Genomic DNA, 19,791 nt, shown 5'->3' on the forward strand with positions numbered 1-19,791 from the left:
CAGGGCACGGCACGTACCCTGACTGCGATGAACCGCCTGGGAACCGCACTGCTGGCCGCCGTCGAGGCGATCGTGACGGTCGGTGTCGGCATCGGCATCGCGCTCGTGCCGCTGACCCTGCTCTGGGGCTTCGAGTACGGGCTGCAGGTCGACTGGGACGTCTTCTGGAAGGCCGCGGGCAGCGTCTGGCTCGTCGGACACGGCGTGGACGTCACGTTCCACCTCGGTGCCGCCACGGCCGGCGCGTCCGGCATCGAGGGTGCGGGCGACCCCATCCACGTGACCCTCGCGGCCCTCGGCTTCGCGGTCGTCACGGCCTGGCTCGGAGGGCGGGCCGGTCGACGGTTCGCCGAGACGGAGCACCGCACGACGGGTCTGCTCGTCGGGACCGCGGGCGTGGCCCTGCTCGGACTCGCCATCGCGCTCTCGTCCACCTCCGCGGCGACCGAGCCGGTCGTCTGGCAGGCGATCGTGTTCCCGGCACTCTGGTTCGTCGTCCCCGCACTCGTGACCGCCGAGGTGTGCCGCATGCGCCGCGGGCTGCCGGCGGACCCGCTGACCGGCCGGTTGCTCGACCAGGTCGGCCGGGTTCCCGTGCTGTGGCGCACCACCGCCGGCTTCGCCCTCCGAGCGGGCACCGCGGTGACCGCCGTCGTGGTCGCGGCCGCCGGGGTGGTCGTCGCCCTCCTGCTCGTCACCTCGTTCGCCGAGGTCATCGCCCTGTACGAGCGCTCGCACGCCGGGGTCATCGGCGGCATCGCGCTCACCGTCGGTCAGCTCGCGTTCCTGCCCGACCTGGTCGGGTGGGCCGTCGCGTGGCTCGTCGGCCCCGGGTTCGCCATCGGCACCGGGTCGAACGTCTCGCCGATCGGCACGGTCCTCGGCCCCATCCCCGGGATCCCCGTCTTCGGCGCCCTGCCCGCCTCCGGCCACACCTTCGGCCTGCTCGGGGTGCTCGTGCCCGTCGTCGCCGGGTTCGTCGTGGCCGGGCTCATGCGGCCCGCGCTCGTGCGCGCGCTCGGCTCGGCGGACAGCCCGCTCCGCCGGGCGCTCGCCGGAGCGGCCACCGGTGTCGTGGCGGGCGTGCTGACCGGGGTGGCCACGGCGCTCACGTCGGGGTCCCTCGGCCCGGGCCGACTCACCCAGGCCGGGCCGGACGGCCTGCTCGTCGGCGTGTTCGCGGCCCTCGAGGTCGGCGTGCCGGCCGCGGTGGCGCTCGCCGTGGGGAGCGACCTCGTGCGGCTGCCCGAGCGCTCCCGGGGCCGCGACCGCTGGATCGAGGCCGACCAGGACGCTGCCGACGACGCCCGCGCCGGCTCGCTCGTCGCCGCACTCGACGAGGCCGGTGCCGGACGCGCCTCAGCGTCCCACCGGTTCACCGTCGAGGAGGCCCACGACTCGTCGACCCGTGCTGCCGGGTCGTCGTCGGGTGCTGCCGGGGCCGCGTCGGACGACCACCTGACGGAGCCGATCGCCGACACCGACACCGACACCGACACAGCGCACGACGGTGCGCGCGAGCCCTCCTCGTCGCAGGAACACGAGCACGAGCACGAGCCTGTCATCGCCCGCCGCACACCCGTCGCGGAACCGGACGACGTGCCGCTGCCGGACTGGGCGCGGACCGACGCGGTCGCCGCCGAGCGCGTCGCTCCCGCACCGGCCGCCCCCGCCCGCAGCGGCATCAGCGGACTGCGGGACCGGCTCCGCGGCGCCGCCGACGACGTCCGGGCGCGCGCCGGCGACCTGCGCGACCGTGCCGGCGACCTCCGCGACCGCGTCGGCGGGACCGGCACGGGCAGCACGGGGAACGACGGACCGCGACCGGCGGACGACACGCTCCCGCACGCGCCCGGCACCGAGCAGCAGCCCGCCTTCCCGTGGAGCACCGAGGAGTTCGTCGCCGGCCGCGACGACGCCGACGAGCCCAGCCCGGCGACGAACGGGCCGGCATCGCCCGCGACCGGCGGCACCCGCTGGGACCAGACCGACCAGATCGCCGAGGACGAGCTGCCCTGGTGGCGCCGTCCGAAGCACGACGCCTAGCGCTCCTCGGGTCGCGCCGTCGAACCGGTCAGCGCCGAGCCGCGGGTCGCACGACGATCTCGTTGACGTCCACGTCGGGCCGCTCGGCCACGGCGTACTCCACGGCGCGGGCGATGGCGTCGGCGGAGACGGAGTCGGCGCGGTAGGCCTCCATCGCGGCGGCGGCCGTCGCGTCGGTGATCGTGGAGGCCAGCTCCGACTCGGTCACGCCCGGTGAGATCGTCGTCACCCGGATCCCCCTGGGCGACTCCAGGCGGAGGCCCTCGGTGATCGCCCGTGCCGCGTACTTCGTGCCGCAGTAGACGGCCGCCGTCGGCGTGACGCTGTGGGCACCGATCGACGCCATCGTCACGAAGTGGCCGGCGCCCTGCGCGAGCATCGTCGGGAGGGTCGCCGCGATGCTGTGCAGGAGCCCGCGCACGTTGACGTCGATCATCTGGTCCCACTGCTCGACGAGCCCGGAGGACAGGGGCGAGAGCGGCATCACGCCGGCGTTCGCAACCACCACGTCGATGCGCCCGAACCGCGCGGTGGCCGCGTCGGCGAACGCCTGTGTGGAGGCGAGGTCGGTGACGTCCGTCGGTACCGCCAGGGCCTGGCCGCCCGCGCCCTCGATCTCCGTCACGAGGGATCCGAGACGGTCGACCCGGCGAGCCCCCAGGACGACGGGGTGACCGGCCGAGGCGAGCCGGAGCGCGGTCGCCCTGCCGATACCGCTGGAGGCACCTGTGACGAGCACGACCTTCCGGCGTCGCAGCACCATGCCGCCGTGGTGCAGGACGTCGTCGCGGAAGTCGCCGTCCGCGGTGAAGCCGGTGTCGTCCCGGTACTCGACGTGGGCTCCGGCGACCTCGTAGCTGCCGGTGTACGCGGCCTCGCGGTCACCGCGGGCCTCGACGTACCGGCCTCCGGTGCGGAGCTCGTGACGGACGCGGCCGTCGTCCGTGACCCAGAGGCCGAGGTAGGGGTGGGGGGTGGTGGGAGTGTCGTCGTTCACGGAGCCAGCGTCCGTCTCGTGTGCAGGGCTTCCCGTGCCGCGTCGTTCCGGGGTGTGCCACGACCAGGGAGGCGGTCGCCGTCGGAACTACCCTGTCAGCGTGCCGTCGTCCTCTGCCGACCTTGCCCTGGGCGCGTACCTGCGGGCGATCCGCGGTCGTCTCTCCCCGGAGGCGCTCGGCCTGCCCTCCGGCGGGCTCCGCCGCGTGGCCGGCCTCCGGCGAGAGGAGGTGGCGGTGCTGGGTGGCCTCAGCGTCGACTACTACACGCGCCTCGAACAGGGGCGCGAGGTCAGCCCCGGGTCGGCGGTGCTCGACGGCATCGCCGACGGGCTCGAGCTGGAGGGCGACGAGCGCGACCACCTCTTCACCCTCGCCGGGCTCGTCCCGCCGCCGCGGCGGTCCCGCGCACCCGGCTCGGTCTCACCGGCGCTCGGTCAGCTCCTCGACTCGTGGTCAGCGCACCCGGCGTTCGTGATCGACCCGGCCCACGACGTCCTCGCAGCGAACGCCCTCGCCCGCGGCGTCCACGCACCGTTCGCCCGGTTCGACAACCTCGTCCGGATGACCTTCACCGATCCGGTTGCTCGCGACTTCCACGTGGACTGGTCGAGGACCGCGGACTCGACCGTCGCCAGCCTGCGCGCCGCGACCGCCGAGCACGGAGCCGACCCTGGCCTCCTGGCGGTCGTGGCCGAGGTGCGCGGACGCAGCGACGACTTCGAGGAACGCTGGAGTGCGCAGCGGGTGCAGCGGAAGGCCGTGACGACCAAGCGGTTCGTGCACGGAGAGGTCGGTGGGCTGGAGTTCGACGCGCACAGCTTCGCCGTGCAGGGGTCGCCGGGGCTGCAGCTGGTCGTCTACGGCTGCGCCCCGGGGTCCGCGACAGCGCAGGCGCTCCCGCTGCTGGCGATCGGCGGGGCGGTCGTCCGCCGCTAGGCTGGACCCCGTGCTCGAACTGGTCGTCCTGATCTCCGGTACCGGCTCGAACCTCCGAGCCCTGCTCGAGGCGACGACCGACGCCGAGTACCCCGCCCGCGTGGTCGCGATCGGGGCGGACCGTGACGCCGAGGGCCTCGGCCTGGGCGAGGAGTTCTCGATCCCCACCTTCACGGTGCCGTTCTCCCGGTTCGCCACGCGCGAGGAGTGGGGCGCCGAGCTCGCCGCGCAGATCCGCCCGTGGACGCCCGACCTGCTCGTGCTGTCCGGCCTCATGCGCCTGCTGCCGCACGCCGTGGTGTCCGAGTTCGCCCCGGCGATCATCAACACCCACCCGGCGTACCTGCCCGAGTTCCCCGGTGCGCACGGCGTCCGGGACGCCCTCGCCGCCGGCGTCGAGCAGACGGGCGCGAGCATCATCCAGGTGGACGACGGCGTCGACACCGGACCGATCCTGGCGCAGGAGCGCGTCCCGGTGCTGCCGGGCGACACCGAGTCGACGCTGCACGACCGCATCAAGCCGGTCGAACGCCGCCTGCTCGTCCAGACCATCCTCGACATCGCCAACGGCACCACCGACCTGAAGGGCACCCCGAGCGCATGAGCGTGCACGCCGCCGACCCCAGCCTCTACCGCCACCGCGACGTCGTGCCCGTGCGGCGCGCACTCGTCTCGGTGAGCGACAAGTCCGGCCTGCTCGAGCTCGCCGGCGCCCTGGCCGACGCCGGCGTCGAGCTCGTGTCGACGGGCAGCACGGCGCAGACGATCCGCGACGCCGGCTACGCCGTCACCGACGTGTCGAGCGTGACGGGCTTCCCCGAGTCGCTCGACGGCCGCGTGAAGACGCTGCACCCGGCCGTCCACGCCGGCCTGCTCGCCGACCTGCGCCTCGAGTCGCACGAGCAGCAGCTCGCCGACCTCGGGATCGCGCCGTTCGAGCTCGTGGTCGTGAACCTGTACCCGTTCGTCGAGACGGTCGCCTCGGGCGCCGAGCCCGCGACCGTGGTCGAGAACGTCGACATCGGCGGCCCCGCGATGGTCCGGGCGTCCGCGAAGAACCACCCGAACGTCGCGATCGTCGTGTCGCCGTCGTCCTACGCCGAGGTCGTCGAGGCCGTCCGCGCCGGTGGGACCACGCTCGGGCTCCGGCAGCGGCTCGCCGCCCAGGCCTTCGCGCACACCGCCTCGTACGACGCCGCGGTCGCCGCGTACTTCGCGTCCGACGTGGTCGGGTCCGCCGGGGCCGCCGGGCACGGCACCGGTGCGGGCGACGTCGAGACGCCGGGGTCGTTCGACGACTCCCTCCGCCTGGAGGCCGACCTGACCGCGACGCTCCGCTACGGCGAGAACGCGCACCAGGCCGCGGCGCTGTACACGACCGCCGGGGGAGCGGGCATCGCACAGGCGACGCAGCTGCACGGCAAGGAGATGTCGTACAACAACTACGTCGACGCCGACGCGGCCGTCCGTGCCGCGTACGACTTCGACACCCCGGCCGTCGCGATCATCAAGCACGCCAACCCGTGCGGCATCGCGATCGCCCCGGCGGACGCCGTCGACCCGATCGCCTCGGCACACGCCGCCGCCCACGCCTGCGACCCGCTGTCGGCGTTCGGCGGGGTCATCGCCGCCAACCGCCCCGTCACGAAGCAGATGGCCGAGACGGTCCGCGACATCTTCACCGAGGTGGTCGTGGCACCGGCGTTCGACCCCGAGGCGCTCGAGATCCTGTCGCAGAAGAAGAACATCCGCCTGCTCACGCTGCCGGCGGACTTCGCGCTCGCGACCCGCGAGGTCAAGCAGGTCTCCGGCGGTTTCCTCGTGCAGGACGCCGACCGCTTCACCGCGTTCGACCAGTCCACCTGGACGCTGGTGTCCGGCGAGCCCGCCGACGCCGCGACCCTGGCCGACCTGGCGTTCGCGTGGAAGGCGAGCCGCGCCGTGAAGTCGAACGCCATCCTGCTCGCCGACCAGGGCGCGAGCGTCGGTGTCGGCATGGGCCAGGTCAACCGGGTCGACTCCTGCCACCTCGCGGTCAATCGTGCCGGGGAGCGGGCCGCGGGGTCCGTCGCAGCGAGTGACGCCTTCTTCCCGTTCGCCGACGGGCTGCAGGTCCTGCTCGACGCCGGTGTCCGTGCCGTCGCCCAGCCGGGCGGCAGCGTGCGGGACGACGAGGTGGTCGCGGCGGCGCAGGCAGCGGGCGTGACGATGTACCTGACGGGTGAGCGGCACTTCTTCCACTGAGCCCACTGGGCCTACTGGGCCCACCGGGCGCACTGAGCCGTGCTCAGATCGACGGCGTCCAACAACGCCGGAGCCATTGCGCGACAGCAGCGACTGTGAATAGTCTGTAAGGCTCCGCACCGAGTACCGACGATCGCAACCGGATCGGCCGTGCCGGCGGACACAACGGTGACGAAGACGACGACTGGAGTGACGATGGACGCGACGACCGGAACAGTGGCGACGGCTGCCCGGACGGGTCTCGTGTCCCTCGTGGGGACCACTCCCGCTCCGCGACCCCGTACCGGAGCGGCCCTGCCGCTGCGGTACCGAGCCGCGGCCGCCGCCTAGCCAGGCCCCTCCCACGGCCCCGCGCCCGACGACCTGTCGGCGAGCGCGGACCGTCCGCTGAGAACCCGGGGACCCGCGTCCCCGGTGCCCACCGGCCCGGTCGACGTCACGCGAGTGACGGCGACGGCGCGCGACCACGCGCCCGGCCGACGACCCACGCAAGGCCACACCGTGCCTCCCGGCCGGACCGCCACCCGCCGACGTGACCCGTCGACGGGACCGGCGACCCGACCGAGCGGACGCGGCACGACGCACGAGGACGCAACCGCATGTCCACAACGCCCGACCAGGCGCTCCCGTCCACCGACCGCCCCTCGACCCTGCGCGCCATCGCGCGCATCTACCCGTACGTCAAGCCGTACCGCTGGCGGCTGCTCGGCGGCATGGCCGCAGCGATGGGCGCCTCGCTCGTCGCCCTGGCGATCCCGTACGTGCTCCAGTGGCTCGTCGACGGTCCGCTGTCGTCGCGCGACGCCGCGCTCATCTGGCCCGCCGGTCTCGGCGTGCTCGCGCTCGGCGCGCTCGAGGCGTTCTTCATCGCGTCGCGCCGCCGGCTGGTGATGCGCCCGTCGACGCGCATCGAGACGAGCATGCGCAACGCGCTGTACGCGAAGCTGCAGGACCTGCCGGTGTCGTTCCACGACCGCTGGGAGTCCGGGCAGCTGCTGTCCCGCTCGGTGTCCGACCTGTCGCTCATCCGCCGGTGGCTGGCGTTCGGCGTCGTGCTGCTCGTGGTGAACATCGTCACGATCGCGGTCGGCTTCGTCGTGCTGTTCACCTTCGGGTGGCTGCTCGGCCTGATCTTCCTGGTGGCGTCGATCCCGTTGTGGATCAACGGCCTGCTGTTCGAGCGGAAGTACTCCGTGGTCGCGCGGCGCAGCCAGGACCAGGTCGGCGACCTCGCGACCAGCGTCGAGCAGTCGGTGCACGGTATCCGCGTGCTCAAGGCGTTCGGTCGCGGTCGGAGCAAGCTCGAGGAGTTCAGCGAGCAGGCCGAGGCGCTGCGCGGGACCGAGATCGAGAAGGCGAAGGCCATCGCGAGCATCTGGCTGTGGCTGCTGCTGGTGCCGGACGTCGCGTTCGCGCTCTGCCTGCTCGCCGGCATCTGGCTGGCGTCGCAGGGCGAGCTCACCGTCGGACAGCTGTTCGCGTTCTTCGCGACGGCGACCGTGCTGCGGTTCCCGATCGAGTCGATCGGCTTCTTCCTGTCGATGACGTTCGACACCCGGACCGCCGTCGACCGGTTCTTCGAGGTCATGGACTCCGAGAACACGATCGAGGACCCGGCGGAGCCGAGGACCATCGCCGAGCCGCACGGGGCGCTGTCGTTCAACGCCGTGCACTTCCGGTACCAGGACGCCACGGACGCGTACCCCGACCTGGTCGACGGGGTCGAGCTGCAGCTGCAGCCCGGCGAGACCATGGCGCTCGTCGGCCTGACCGGCAGCGGCAAGACGACCCTGCTGTCGCTCGTGCCGCGGCTCTACGACGTCACCGGCGGCTCGATCACGATCGACGGCGTCGACGTGCGGGACCTGTCCCGCGCCGAGCTCCGTCGGCACGTCGGTGTCGCGTTCGAGGACGCCACGCTCTTCTCGACGAGCGTGCGGGACAACGTGCTGCTCGGACGTCCGGACCTGTCCGGGGACGAGGCCGAGCGGATCATGCGCGAGGCCCTCGACATCGCGCAGGCGTCGTTCGTCGACGACCTGCCCGAGGGCGTCGACACCCGCGTCGGCGAGGAGGGCCTGTCGCTCTCCGGCGGCCAGCGCCAGCGGCTCGCCCTGGCCCGGGCCATCGCCGCCCGGCCGTCGGTGCTCGTGCTCGACGACCCGCTGTCGGCGCTCGACGTCGACACCGAGGCCCGCGTCGAGGCGGGGCTCCGCCGGGTCCTCGCGGACACGACGTCGCTCATCGTCGCCCACCGCCCCTCCACCGTGACGCTCGCCGACCGGGTGGCGCTCATGGAGGGCGGCCGCATCACCGCCGTCGGCACCCACTCGGAGCTGATGGCCACCAACGAGCACTACCGCTACGTCATCTCGTCGCTCGACGAGGACGACGCACCCGCCCGAGAGGAGGCGATGGCATGAGCCAGCAGGAGCAGGTACCGCCCGTGGACACGGCAGTCGGGTCGGGAGGCGCGGACCCCGTCCTCGACGAGGCCGCGGCCGCGCAGGCTGCCGCCCCGATCACCGCGTCGATCACCACGCAGGGCGTGCGCGGCGAGGAGCGCGAGGACTTCACCAAGGCGGAGAGCAAGCGCCTGCGGCGTCGCTCCCTCGCTCTGCTCGGGTCGCTCGCCGCGCCCCTGAAGGCACGGCTCGTGCTGCTCGGGGTCGTCGTGGTGGTGTCCACCGCGGGCACCGTCGCCGGTCCGGCGCTCATCGCGTGGGGCATCGACAACGCCCTGCCCCGGGTGATGGACGAGAACGACTGGGTGCCGGCGTTCGGCGTCGTGGCGACGTACATCGTCGTCGCGGTGCTCGGCGCCGTCCTGACCGCCTGGTACACCGTGCTGGCGGCGCGGATCAGCCAGGCGATCCTGTTCGACCTGCGGAAGCGGGTGTTCCTGCACACGCAGCGGCTCTCGCTCGAGTTCCACGAGACGTACACCTCGGGGCGGATCATCTCGCGGCAGACGAGCGACCTCGACTCGATCCGCGAGCTGCTCGACTCCGGCCTGAACCAGCTCATCCAGGGCGTGCTCTACATGGTGTTCACGGGCATCGCGCTCGTGCTGCTCGACCCGACGTCCGGGCTCGTGCTCGCGGTGTCGCTCGTGCCGCTCTGGTTCCTCATCCGCTGGTTCCAGACGAACTCGCAGACGCTGTTCCGGGCCACCCGCGTCACCTCGGCGCGCGTCATCGTGCACTTCGTCGAGACCATGACCGGCATCCGGGCGGTGCAGGCGTTCCGCAAGGAGTCCCGCAACCGCGACGAGTACGGCCGCTACGTCGAGGATTACCGCGTCGCGAACACGAAGGTGTTCAACCTGTTCGGGACGTTCGACCCGGTGCTCGTGCTCATCGGCAACGCCACGCTCGCGGCCGTCGTCATCGTCGGTGGCTTCCGGATCGTCGGGGGCTCGCTCGAGGTCGGCGCACTGCTCGCGGTCGCGCTGTACGCCAAGCGGTTCTTCGACCCGGCCCAGGAGCTCGCGATGTTCTACAACGGGTACCAGTCGGCCTCGGCGGCGATGGAGAAGATCTCCGGCGTCCTCGAGGAGCGGCCGTCGGTGCCGGACCCCGCGAAGCCGGTGCGCCTGCCCGAGGCGACGGGCGCGATGGACTTCGACGACGTCGAGTTCGCCTACAACGCCGGCAAGGTCGTGCTCCCCGAGTTCGACCTGCACATCCCGGCGGGGCAGACGATCGCGCTCGTCGGGTCGACCGGTGCCGGCAAGTCGACGCTCGCGAAGCTCATGGCGCGGTTCTACGACCCGTCGCGGGGCTCGGTGCGGCTCGACGGGGTGGACCTGCGGGAGATCGACCCGAAGGACATGCGGCGCGCGATCGTCATGGTGACGCAGGAGGCGTACCTGTTCTCCGGCTCGGTCGCGGACAACATCGCGCTCGGCAAGCCGGGGGCGACGCGCGACGAGATCGTGCGGGCGGCGGAGGCGGTCGGCGCGCACACGTTCATCGAGGCCCTGCCCGACGGGTACGACACCGACGTGAACAAGCGCGGCGGTCGGGTGTCGGCCGGGCAGCGGCAGCTGCTGTCGTTCGCCCGGGCGTTCATCGCCGACCCGAAGGTGCTCATCCTCGACGAGGCCACGGCGTCGCTCGACATCCCGTCGGAGCGGCTCGTGCAGGAGGGGCTCGAGACCCTGCTCGCGGACCGCACGGCCGTGATCATCGCGCACCGACTGTCGACCGTCGCGATCGCCCACCGGGTGCTCGTGATGGAGTACGGCCGGATCGTCGAGGACGGCACGCCCGACGACCTCATCGCGGGGACCGGGCGCTTCGCGCAGCTGCACGCGGCCTGGCGCGACTCGCTCGTCTGACGGACCGGGCTGCAGCCGCGAGCGGGACGGGACCGCCCGATGGTGCAGGGATGACGCGCCCGGCACCATCGGGCGCGTCATCCGCGTGCCGGTACGTGGACACCTGCTGCCGCCGTCCTCACGGCCGCAGCGATCACGAGCAGCGCGCCCATGAGGAGCAGGAGTCCCGCCTCGACCGGGTTGCACACGGCGCTGACGAGGGCTCGGACGTCCAGACCCGCAGCGATGACGATCGGTGTGCAGGCGGCGAGGACGACGGCAAGGCTGAGCGATGCCGCGAGCACGGCTGAGGTCGCGGCCCCGAGCGCGGCCGCCGCGACGAGCGTCCGGAGGGGGACTCGAGCGGCGAGCAGCACCCTCGTCGCCGTCCTCCGCCGTGGATCCCCGGTCGCCGAGGCGATGATGCTCGCCCCGACAGCGAGCAGGAGGACGGGTGTCAACGTCAGGAGGATCGAGTCGACGTTGACGGTGGACGTCTCGCCCGCTCCGGTGAGGCGTGCGCTCGCGATGTCGCCGAGCGTGAACACTGCGACAGCGCCGCCGGTCAGTGACACGGATGCGAGGATCGGGCCCAGCGCCGCGGTCGATGCCCGCAGCGCCCCCGCTGCCGAACCGAGTCCGAGCACCCAGACGAGGCCCGTGCCGACCGTGTCAGGTCGGGAGAGAGCCGATGCGATGCGGCTCCTGAGAGTGTTCACGACCGTTGACGTGACGATGACGGCGAGTGCGAGCGACACGATCGAGAGGGCGATTCGCTGCTCGAGCGCCCGCACGGAGCTGACCGGCACGAGTGCGAGCCAGGCGGCGGTGCCCGTCCAGGTCATCGCGGCGACCGACAGCGCCACGGTCCGGGACGGGTGTCCTCTCGAGGGCCCCGCTTCGACAGGTCGGCGGATCGCGTCCACTGCGCTGGGCACCAGGGTCGCGCCGACGATGACCGAGGCCGCGACCCACGTCGGGGCACCGAACCGCAGGGGGATCTCGGTGGTGCCCAGTACGAGGGTCCCGACGCCCGTGATCGCAGCGTGAGCGCCAGCCAGGCCGAGGACGGTCGAGACACTGCTGACGGTGATGGTCTGCGCCAGGACGACGACGCGCGCCAGGGGCCGGCCCACACCGGATGCCGCCCACACCGTCCGACCATCGCGCAGGGCTGCGTGCGCTGATCTGGCCGAGCTCCCCGTGACGACCGCCGCGCAGACCGCCGCAGCGAGCACGCCCGGAGTGGTGAAGGAACGCAGCGATGCGCCGACGTCGCCCCCCAGTCCGCTCGCCGTCTCGACCAGACCGCACATCACCGACACGACGAAGGAGGTCAGGGCGACCTGCGCCGCGTACCCGGCCCAGTCGCGGGCCGACCGCCATGTGCCGAACGTCTCGGCAACGACGAACACGAGCCGGATCAGCACCGGACGTCCTCGAGCGCGGAGCGGAGGGACGCGCTGTCCTGACCACTCCTGTCGTGGAGGAGTCCGCCCTCGATCGTGAAGGTCTGGTCTCCCCTCGTCGCGAGCCGGAGGTCGTGCGTGACCACGAGGACCGCCGTCCCGGTGTTCGCGAGTTCCTGCAGCGCACCTGCGACGCTCTCCGCAGTGACCTCGTCGAGGGAGGAGGTCGGTTCGTCGACGAGAGCGACTGCCGGTCTGGACGCGATCAGCCGTGCGATCGCGACACGCTGGTGCTCACCCCCGGACAGGTCGTCGGGCCGACCGCGCCCGCGCCCCTCGAGCCCGACCCGATCGAGCGCAGCTTCGGCCCGAGCGCGCCAGTCCCGCCTGCCGCGGAGCCGATCAGGGAGCGCCACGTTGTTCAGGACGGAGAGCGACGGAACGAGATTGTCCGACTGGAGGACGATGCCGACTGCGCCCTCCCGGTCGCCTCGGTCGCGGCGTCGCGGATGCGGCCAGAGGTCAGTTCCGGCGATGCGGACGCTCCCGGATGACGGCCGTACCGCCCCGGCCAGGCACCGGAGCAGCGTCGACTTGCCGCAGCCCGACCTCCCGACGAGTGTGGTCATCGTCCCGCGGTCCGACGTGAACGAGACGCCGGACACGAGCTGCTTCCTCACGGGTCCGCGGCCCACTGCGAGCTCGACGCCTCGGACGTCCAGCGGTTCGGTGGAGGTCCTCGTCATGGTCATCTGCCTCGATTCCTCGTTGTAGGGTCAGGATACCGGCCGGTGACATGTCAGATGGGGACTTCGTGGACTTCACAACGTTCTGCTCGGACTCGAGTCCGTTCTACGAGCCCGACCACGAACGATCCGACCGGATCTCGTTGGCGGCGCCGACCTCGTGGCGCTCGGCGCCGGGACTCGCATGGACCGGTGTGTTCCCCGCCGGAGTCCGCCGTCGGACCCACGGTTGGAAGATCCACCTGTCGCTCTGCCCAGAGGCGTACGAGGAAGCGCTCCGCCTCGCTGCTGAGATCTGTTTCCGTGCAGACGTCGCGTTCAAGTACGTCCCGAGCGTCCTCGGCCTGATCGCGAGGAATGCGAAGAACGCCAATCGCTCTGCGTCGGGCAAGGCCGTCACGATCTACCCGACGTCCGACGATCAACTCGACAGCCTGGCGGAGGAGCTGCACGCGGCACTCCGATCCTTCGAGGGGCCGTACATCCTCTCGGACGTCCGGTTCCGGGCCGGGCCGGTCCACTTCCGTTACGGAGGATTCGAGCCGCTCTACGTCGAGCGTGGAGGACGGCGTGTCGCCGCTCGGCCGGACGCGAACGGGATGCTCGTCGAGGACGTCCGTGGTCCGCGCTTCGATGAACCAGCGGGGGTGCACGTCCCGGACTGCGTGGCAGAGGCGATCGCGGACTACCGACGCAGTCCGACCGACAACCCCCTGCTCGACTTCCGGTCGATCGAGCCGCTGCAGTTCTCGAACGCCGGCGGCGTGTACCTGGCGGCGGGCGAGGACGGGAAGCTGACCGTGCTGAAGGAAGCGCGCCGGTCGGCCGGGGTCGACGCGAACGGACGCTCCGCACGACAGCGGCTGCAGACCGAACACCGGAACCTGCAGGTCCTCGACGGCACCGGGATCGCGCCGGAACCGCTCCGACTCTTCGGTGTCCTGGAGCATGCGTTCCTCGAGATGGAGTTCCTCGGCGGACAGACCCTGTCCGCCAGGACCGTCGCGGAGCTGCCGGAACTCAGGGCGCGGGGACACCGCGGCGCCGTCGCCGCCACGTACGCGGACGTGAGCACCGAGATCGCACGCGGGCTGTTCGAGGCCGTCGAGCTCGCGCACAACTGCGGGGTCGTGGTCGGTGACCTGCACCCGAGCAACGTGATGCTGTCCCCTGCGCTCCGCGTCAGACTCATCGACCTGGAGGACCACCGCGAGCCGCACGAACGCGGGCGCTCGCCGTTCAACGCTCTCGGGTACCGAGCACCGGACGGGCTCGACGCGGCCGCGAGCGACTGGTACGCGTTCACAAGGACCGTCGCATCGATGTTCGATCCGAGCTTCGCGCGTGAACTCCTGGCTCCGCACCACTGGCAGTCGACCCTCGAACGCGTCCGCGAGCAGGGGACCGCAGAGCTCGCCGAACTCCTGGCGGAGGGCGAGGCCCGAGCTGGTGGTGCACGAGGGAGACGGGCATTCGCCGTCCAGGGTGTCGAGGTCTCGACGATCGAGACCTCCGGACTGGCTCCCGCCTTGCGCAGGGGAATCCGGCAGAGCCGCAGGCCGGGAGCGTCACGACGATTCCCGGGCGACCCTCGAGGGACCGAGGGGTTCGCGAGGATGTCGTGCGCCTTCGGGCTCGCGGGCGTCCTCCTCGCGCAGCTTCGCCTGGGGGAGGTGCCCGAGCCGGCTGACCTCGACTTCCTCGCGGGCGCGGCACAGGGCACCGACCGGATCGGGGCGTTCGACGGACTGTCGGGTGCGGCCTACGTCCTGGCGGCGGCGGGTCGGACGGAAGAAGCGCACGAGCTCCTCGAGCGAGTACGACTCCTGGCTCCTGCGTCGGACGATTGCTCGCTCGCGACGGGCCTGAGCGGTGCCGCACTGGCGCTGCGAGCGCTGGACGCGGAGTTCGCCTGCGAGCTGCAGGACATCGTTCTCGGGAGAGTGTCGAGCGGCTCCGCGACCATCGCGCTCGACGCGTCTCCGGGTCTGCTCGGCGGCTGGACGGGGATCGCGCTGACGCTCGCCCTCTCGCCGGACAGCGCTCGCTCGGCCTCCGCGGACGAGGCGGCGCGCCGTGCCCTGGGCCGGGACTGCGACCAGATCAGGCGGTCGTCTGCCGGGACCATCGGGCTCCGCGAGACCGATGGGGACCGAGTGTTCCCCTACCTTGCGAACGGGACAGCCGGAGTCCTCCTGACACTCACCACGATGCGGCGTCGAGGACTCGTCGGCGAAAACGACGCGTTGTGGACGCGGAACATCGACCGGCTGGTGGAGTCCTGCGCGGGCGGTGTGCAGGTCTTCGACGGGCTCTTCCACGGGATTGCCGGGCTGCTGCTCGCACTGCGGAGTGCGATCGGACTCCACCCTGAGGTCGGCGAACTGGTGGTCAGCCTGCACGAACGACTGGCGCGCCGGTCCTTCAGTTGGCGTGGCGAAGTCCACATGGCGGGAGACGGGTGCCTCCGACTCTCCAGCGACCTCGCGACCGGAAGTGCCGGTGTGTTGTTGAGTCTCCCGACGACGCCGGATCCGCTCGCCTGGATTCCGGCGCGGACCGCGCCGGAGAACCACACCACAGAAGGGAGGTGAACTGATGGGATCGATCATCGAGATGCAGGGTCGTGCTCAGCGAGCTGAGATCACGCCGCTCGCGAGCGCGATCAGCCTGTTCGGCTGTGCTCACGGGCACAAGGAGAGCTCAGCGAGCTTCTGGGCGTGCGCGTGACGTCAGGGCGTGGTGTCCGGGCTGCAAACGAAGCCCGGCGCCCCGCCTGCCCTCGCGGCGCCTTCTGACGCAGCGGGCTGCACGTGGTTGGCTTGCTCCCATGAGCAACGACAGCGTGCAGCCCGGCGGCGTCGCCCTGCGCGATCCCTGGTACGGCGCACCCCTCTCCGCGGCGTTCCGGCGCTTCTGGCGGAAGTACACCGTGTTCACCGGGCGGGCGTCGCGCGCGGAGTTCTGGTGGTGGTGGGTCACGTCGTTCGTGGTCGGGCTCGTGCTGCAGCTCGTCCCGCAGCTGTTCACGCCCGGTAGCGCTGCGTTCGAGAACCCGGTCGGCTCGTACCTCTTCGTGCTCTGGGGTCTGGCGACGCTGGTCGGCTCGCTCGCGCTCGGCGCCCGTCGGCTCCACGACGCGAACCGGTCGGGCTTCTGGCAGTTCCTGCACGTGCTCGTCGGTATCGGCTCACTCGTGCTGCTCGTGCTGTTCCTGCTGCCGTCGAACCCGAAGGGCCCGCGCTTCGACGTCTGAAGCGACCCGCGTGACGTGACCTGCGCGAGCAGGTCAGAACGGATCTTCGGCGTCCGTGGCGGGTGACCAGCGCGCACGACCCATGTCGATCCTCCAGGCCGACGGACCGTGCACGAGCGGCGTCCCCTCGACGCGGTAGTGCTCGAGCGCGCGTGCCTCGTGCCGGAGCGGCGGCAGCCCGCCGGACCGCACCACGCGCCACCAGGGCAGGTCGGCACCCTCGTGCGCCATCACCTTGCCGACCGCGCGCGAGGCACGGGACCCGAGCGCTGCGGCGACGTCGCCGTAGGTCATGACGCAGCCCGGCGGGATGAGCCGGACGACCTCGGCGACGGCTGCGCCGAAGTCCGGCTCCGTCACCCGGGCGGTTACAGAGCGAGCACGGCGAAGTGGTCGCCGTACTGGGTGTCGCGCACGGTCTCGAAGCCGAGGGCGCGGAAGAACGCCTCGGGGCCGCCGTTGCCGCCGGGCTCGTAGACCACGGTCAGGCGCTCGAAGCCACGGCTCCGGGCCTCGTCCGCCAGGCCGTGCACGGCGAACCGGCCCACGCCCCTGCCCTGCGCGTCGGCGGCCACGTTGACGCGCCAGATGGCGCTGCGCAGCTCTTCTTCGCGGTTCTCCTCGTCGAAGGTGCCGATGATCATGCCGACCACGCGGTCGCCGTCGAGCACGACGCGGGTCCACGCCGAGCTCGGCTTCACGTCGGACTCCGCGACGCCGTACGTCGTCGGTTGCACGAACTGCTCCTGCCCGGGCTTGAGCGTCAGGGAGTTCGCCGCGGCGGCGGTCGACGCGGAGAGGGCTTCGAGGCGGAGGTCCGTCATGCCGCTCAGGCTAGCGGTGCACCCCGTCGGGGTGCCAGGACGCAGCAGGGTCCGTTGCAGCAACGTTGCACGCCCGTCCGCGGCGGTAGGGTCGCGACATGGCGGAGCATCGGCGTGGGGCGAACCTGCCCTCGATCGGCGGCTTCAACCGCACCGTCGTCCTCGACGCAGTCCGTCGCTCGCCGGACGGGCTGAGCCGCGTCGAGCTCGCCGCCCGCACGGGCCTGAGCGCGCAGACGGTGTCCAACGTCACGCGGTTCCTCATCGAGGCGGGCATGATCGCCGAGTCCGGCACGGTCGTGGCTGGACGGGGCAAGCCCCGGACGATCCTGCGGCTCGAGGCCACCAGCCGCTACGCCGTCGGGGTGCACGTCGACCCGGCCGTCGTGACGTACGTGCTCCTCGACCTGGCGGGCCGGGTGGTCGCCGAGACCACGACGTCGACGCCGTCGGCGGACGACCCCACCGAGGTCGTCCGCACGATCGCCACCGCCATCGCCGGTCTCGTGGCGGACGCCGGGGTGGCGGTGGAGAGCGTCCTCGGGGTCGGCATCGCGAGCCCGGGACCGATCGACGTGGACGCCGGCGTCGTGCTCGACCCGCCCTTCCTGCCGCGCTGGCGGGACGTCCCGCTCCGCGACGCGCTCGCCGAGGCCACCGGCTTCCCGGTGCTCCTCGAGAAGGACGTCACGGCCGCGGTCGTCGGGGAGATGTTCCTGGCGGGGGAGTCCTCGGCGCGGAACTTCGCGTTCGTGTACTTCGGCACGGGGTTCGGCGTGGGGCTCGTCGTCGATCACGAACCCGTGCGCGGCGTGGGGTCGAACGCGGGCGACGCCGGGCACATCATGGTCGACCAGGGTGCGCTGGCGGGCACACCGGACGGTGCCGGCAGCCGGGGGGAGGTCGGGGGGACCGTCGCGCCCGACCGGCTCGTGCAGGTGGCGCGGGCCCGCGGGCTGCGGCTCGGCGACGACGAGACCGGCCTCGGCCCCGGCGAGCCGGACGGCATCGCCGCGGTGCAGCGGGCGTGGGACGCCCTCGGCGCCGCGATCGAGGCCGGCGACGAGGTCGCGGTGGGACTCGCGGCCGAGGCCGGCGCCGTGATGGGACGGGCCGTGGTCGTCATCGTCAACCTGCTCGACATCGACCGGGTCGTCTTCGGCGGGCCCCTCTGGTCACGCATCGCGCCGGTCGCGCTGCCCGCGGCCCGTGCGGCGGTGGTCGCGTCACCGCTGCTCGTGCCGAAGCACCCGGTCGCGGTGGTCGACAGCGGTCGCGGCGCGGACGTGACGGCGGTCGGCGCGGCCTGCCTGGTGCTCGACGCCGCGCTGTCCCCCCGAGCGAGCGCCCTGCTCATCCGGCGCTGACGGCCCGGATGGTCGGGCCCCCGTTCGCGGTGCTGCGCCGCCACCGCCCGCCTCGCTAGGGTTCGGGGACACGCACGCGACGGAGGGCCGCATGACGATCACGGACGACCCGACGGGGACGATCGACCCACGCTGGGCCCGAGTCCGGCCGATGGTCTTCCGGACGATCATCGGCGCCGTGGTCGCGGCCGGACTGGTGGGCATCGTCGCGGTGCTCCTCGGGGACTTCGGCCGGGTCGCGGTGCAGCTCCTGCTGACGGTGGTCGTGGTCGTCGTCTTCGCGCTGCTGTCCTGGTACGACGCCGACGTCTCCTCGCGGCGGTCCGGCACGTTCGCGTTCGCGAGCATCGTCGTGTCGATGTACCTGCTCGTGACCGGCCTCTTCAAGGTCTGGGTCGTGCCGACCGACCCGTACGGCGGCGACGGGATCTGGCTCGTCGGTGAGCACTTCTGGCAGTGGCTCGGGATCGTGTTCGTCGCGCGGTTCGCCCTGCTGCACGTGCACCTGCTGCTCGTCATCCACCGCCGCTACCCGACCCCGCTGCTGCAGCTCGTGGCGAAGGTCACCGTCGGCGTGATCGCGCTGCTCGCCCTGCTGCTCTCGGTGCCGCTGCTGGCCCCGGACGCCGACCTCGCCAGCGGGTACTGGCGGCTCGTGTGGGTGGTCGTCATCCTCGACCTGCTCGGCACCGTCGTCGTGCCGCTGAGCAACGCGCTGTTCCGGCCGCGGCACCACGGCGGCCCGGGTGCCGGTGCGTCCGTCGACGCCCCCTCGGTGGCGTGGCGGAGCCAGCTGGCGGCAGCCACGCCGGTCGCCGGCGGCTGGACGGGCACGCCCGTCCCGGCTGCTCCCGCCGTCTCCGCGGCTCCGGCCGTCCCCGCGGGCCCCGCGGTCGCCGCGGCTCCGGCCGTCTCCGTGGATCCCACCGCGCTGGCGGCCGACGGACGACGGACACACGACGAGGCCGCGACGGTCCGCGGCAGCGACGGCCTGCTCTACGAGCGGAGGCCGGACGGGGCCCGGGCACTCGCGTGGCCGCGCTACGTCGACGGGACCCCGCTGCCGGCGGCACCCGACGGCTCGCCCGACTTCGGCGGCGTCGCCCGCCCCTGACCCGGAGCAGTCGCCCCTCAGACCTCGCCGAGCACCTTCCGCCAGGCGGCGGTCAGCGTGGCGTACTCGTCGTCGGACAGCAGGTCGCGCACCCCGGTCGCGAGCACCGCCGACCGGACGGCCTCCTCGGCGCCGGCCCGGTCACGCAGGTGTGCGTCCGAGTGCTTCACCGCACGCCCGGCCTCCTGCGCCGCCTCGATCTCGTCGACACGGCCGGCTGCGCCCGCCGCCTCGAGCGCGTGCTGCCACGCGGCGAGGAGGTCGGCGTTCGTCACCATCCGGCCGTCCGCCCCGCCCTGGATCGCGAGCGACGCGCTCGGTTCCGGCACGACGATGCCCTCGTCCGCCTTCCAGGTCACGTCGAGCGCCTCGGCCTCGTCAGCGGTGATCCGCCCGGCCCGGTCGATCATCGACTGCACTGCGGCCTGGCTGTTCTCGTTCGACACGATGTCCTCTCCGACCGGACGCGCGCCTCGCGTGGTCCCCACCATCCTCCCGACGGCTGCTGGGAGGAGACGGGAACCACCGCC

The 19,791-nt window shown here is 72.5% G+C and carries 16 protein-coding genes; 10 read left to right on the forward strand and 6 right to left on the reverse strand.

Annotated elements, in window-relative coordinates; all coding sequences use genetic code 11:
- Window positions 1–27: 27 nt before the first annotated feature.
- Entirely contained in the window at window positions 28–2,046 is a 2,019-nt protein-coding gene (locus tag AB0N84_RS02730; RefSeq protein ID WP_363543590.1) for a DUF6350 family protein, read from the forward strand.
- 28 nt (window positions 2,047–2,074) lie between these two features.
- On the opposite strand, the gene AB0N84_RS02735 is transcribed toward AB0N84_RS02730, so the two are convergent.
- Window positions 2,075–3,043, reverse strand: a complete 969-nt coding sequence (locus AB0N84_RS02735) for an SDR family NAD(P)-dependent oxidoreductase (protein ID WP_363543592.1) — start codon at window positions 3,041–3,043, stop codon at window positions 2,075–2,077.
- Between the two features lie 100 nt (window positions 3,044–3,143).
- Between AB0N84_RS02735 and AB0N84_RS02740 the strand changes: the two genes are divergently transcribed.
- The 5 genes from AB0N84_RS02740 (at window position 3,144) to AB0N84_RS02760 (ending at window position 10,566) form a co-directional block, all read left to right on the forward strand.
- A complete protein-coding gene (locus tag AB0N84_RS02740; RefSeq protein ID WP_363543594.1) occupies window positions 3,144–3,980 on the forward strand; it encodes a helix-turn-helix transcriptional regulator in 837 nt (278 codons plus the stop codon).
- A 10-nt stretch (window positions 3,981–3,990) separates the two neighbouring features.
- Window positions 3,991–4,584, forward strand: coding sequence for a phosphoribosylglycinamide formyltransferase (gene purN, locus AB0N84_RS02745; protein ID WP_182045430.1), 594 nt, complete (start codon window positions 3,991–3,993; stop codon window positions 4,582–4,584).
- Complete coding sequence (gene purH / locus AB0N84_RS02750; RefSeq protein ID WP_289457937.1) at window positions 4,581–6,224, forward strand: bifunctional phosphoribosylaminoimidazolecarboxamide formyltransferase/IMP cyclohydrolase; 1,644 nt, start codon at window positions 4,581–4,583, stop codon at window positions 6,222–6,224. Before purN ends, purH begins: the two co-directional genes overlap by 4 nt.
- Before the next feature lie 599 nt (window positions 6,225–6,823).
- On the forward strand, window positions 6,824–8,647 hold the full coding sequence (locus AB0N84_RS02755) for an ABC transporter ATP-binding protein (RefSeq protein WP_363543596.1): 1,824 nt from the start codon (window positions 6,824–6,826) through the stop codon (window positions 8,645–8,647).
- Window positions 8,644–10,566: an ABC transporter ATP-binding protein gene (locus tag AB0N84_RS02760; protein WP_289457935.1), complete on the forward strand. Its 1,923-nt coding sequence runs from the start codon at window positions 8,644–8,646 to the stop codon at window positions 10,564–10,566. The genes AB0N84_RS02755 and AB0N84_RS02760 overlap by 4 nt, the downstream gene beginning before the upstream one ends.
- Before the next feature lie 77 nt (window positions 10,567–10,643).
- Here the strand turns inward: AB0N84_RS02760 and AB0N84_RS02765 are convergent, their stop codons facing one another.
- Both AB0N84_RS02765 and AB0N84_RS02770 read right to left on the reverse strand, forming a co-directional pair.
- Window positions 10,644–11,975 carry a hypothetical protein gene (locus tag AB0N84_RS02765; RefSeq protein ID WP_363543599.1) on the reverse strand — a complete coding sequence of 444 codons (1,332 nt, stop codon included), beginning with the start codon at window positions 11,973–11,975 and terminating at the stop codon, window positions 10,644–10,646.
- Complete coding sequence (locus AB0N84_RS02770; RefSeq protein WP_363543601.1) at window positions 11,969–12,706, reverse strand: ATP-binding cassette domain-containing protein; 738 nt, start codon at window positions 12,704–12,706, stop codon at window positions 11,969–11,971. The genes AB0N84_RS02765 and AB0N84_RS02770 overlap by 7 nt, the downstream gene beginning before the upstream one ends.
- Before the next feature lie 44 nt (window positions 12,707–12,750).
- Here AB0N84_RS02770 and lanKC point away from each other — a divergent pair, with 44 nt between their 5' ends.
- Window positions 12,751–15,294, forward strand: coding sequence for a class III lanthionine synthetase LanKC (gene lanKC, locus AB0N84_RS02775; RefSeq protein WP_363543603.1), 2,544 nt, complete (start codon window positions 12,751–12,753; stop codon window positions 15,292–15,294).
- A 236-nt stretch (window positions 15,295–15,530) separates the two neighbouring features.
- A complete protein-coding gene (locus AB0N84_RS02780; protein WP_363543605.1) occupies window positions 15,531–15,956 on the forward strand; it encodes a DUF805 domain-containing protein in 426 nt (141 codons plus the stop codon).
- Between the two features lie 33 nt (window positions 15,957–15,989).
- Here AB0N84_RS02780 and AB0N84_RS02785 read toward each other — a convergent pair whose 3' ends face one another.
- Together AB0N84_RS02785 and AB0N84_RS02790 are read right to left on the reverse strand one after the other, a co-directional pair.
- Window positions 15,990–16,316, reverse strand: coding sequence for an MGMT family protein (locus AB0N84_RS02785; protein WP_182045434.1), 327 nt, complete (start codon window positions 16,314–16,316; stop codon window positions 15,990–15,992).
- Between the two features lie 8 nt (window positions 16,317–16,324).
- Complete coding sequence (locus AB0N84_RS02790) at window positions 16,325–16,780, reverse strand: GNAT family N-acetyltransferase (RefSeq protein WP_182045435.1); 456 nt, start codon at window positions 16,778–16,780, stop codon at window positions 16,325–16,327.
- 98 nt (window positions 16,781–16,878) lie between these two features.
- Between AB0N84_RS02790 and AB0N84_RS02795 the strand changes: the two genes are divergently transcribed.
- Both AB0N84_RS02795 and AB0N84_RS02800 read left to right on the forward strand, forming a co-directional pair.
- A complete protein-coding gene (locus AB0N84_RS02795; RefSeq protein WP_182045436.1) occupies window positions 16,879–18,147 on the forward strand; it encodes an ROK family transcriptional regulator in 1,269 nt (422 codons plus the stop codon).
- Between the two features lie 91 nt (window positions 18,148–18,238).
- Window positions 18,239–19,261, forward strand: a complete 1,023-nt coding sequence (locus AB0N84_RS02800) for a hypothetical protein (protein WP_363543608.1) — start codon at window positions 18,239–18,241, stop codon at window positions 19,259–19,261.
- Window positions 19,262–19,278: 17 nt separating this feature from the next.
- On the opposite strand, the gene AB0N84_RS02805 is transcribed toward AB0N84_RS02800, so the two are convergent.
- Entirely contained in the window at window positions 19,279–19,707 is a 429-nt protein-coding gene (locus tag AB0N84_RS02805; RefSeq protein WP_141718953.1) for a hypothetical protein, read from the reverse strand.
- Between the last annotated feature and the right edge of the window lie 84 nt (window positions 19,708–19,791).

Origin of the sequence: Curtobacterium sp. NPDC089185 (assembly GCF_040685235.1) — a bacterium.
GTDB lineage: Bacteria > Actinomycetota > Actinomycetes > Actinomycetales > Microbacteriaceae > Curtobacterium > Curtobacterium citri.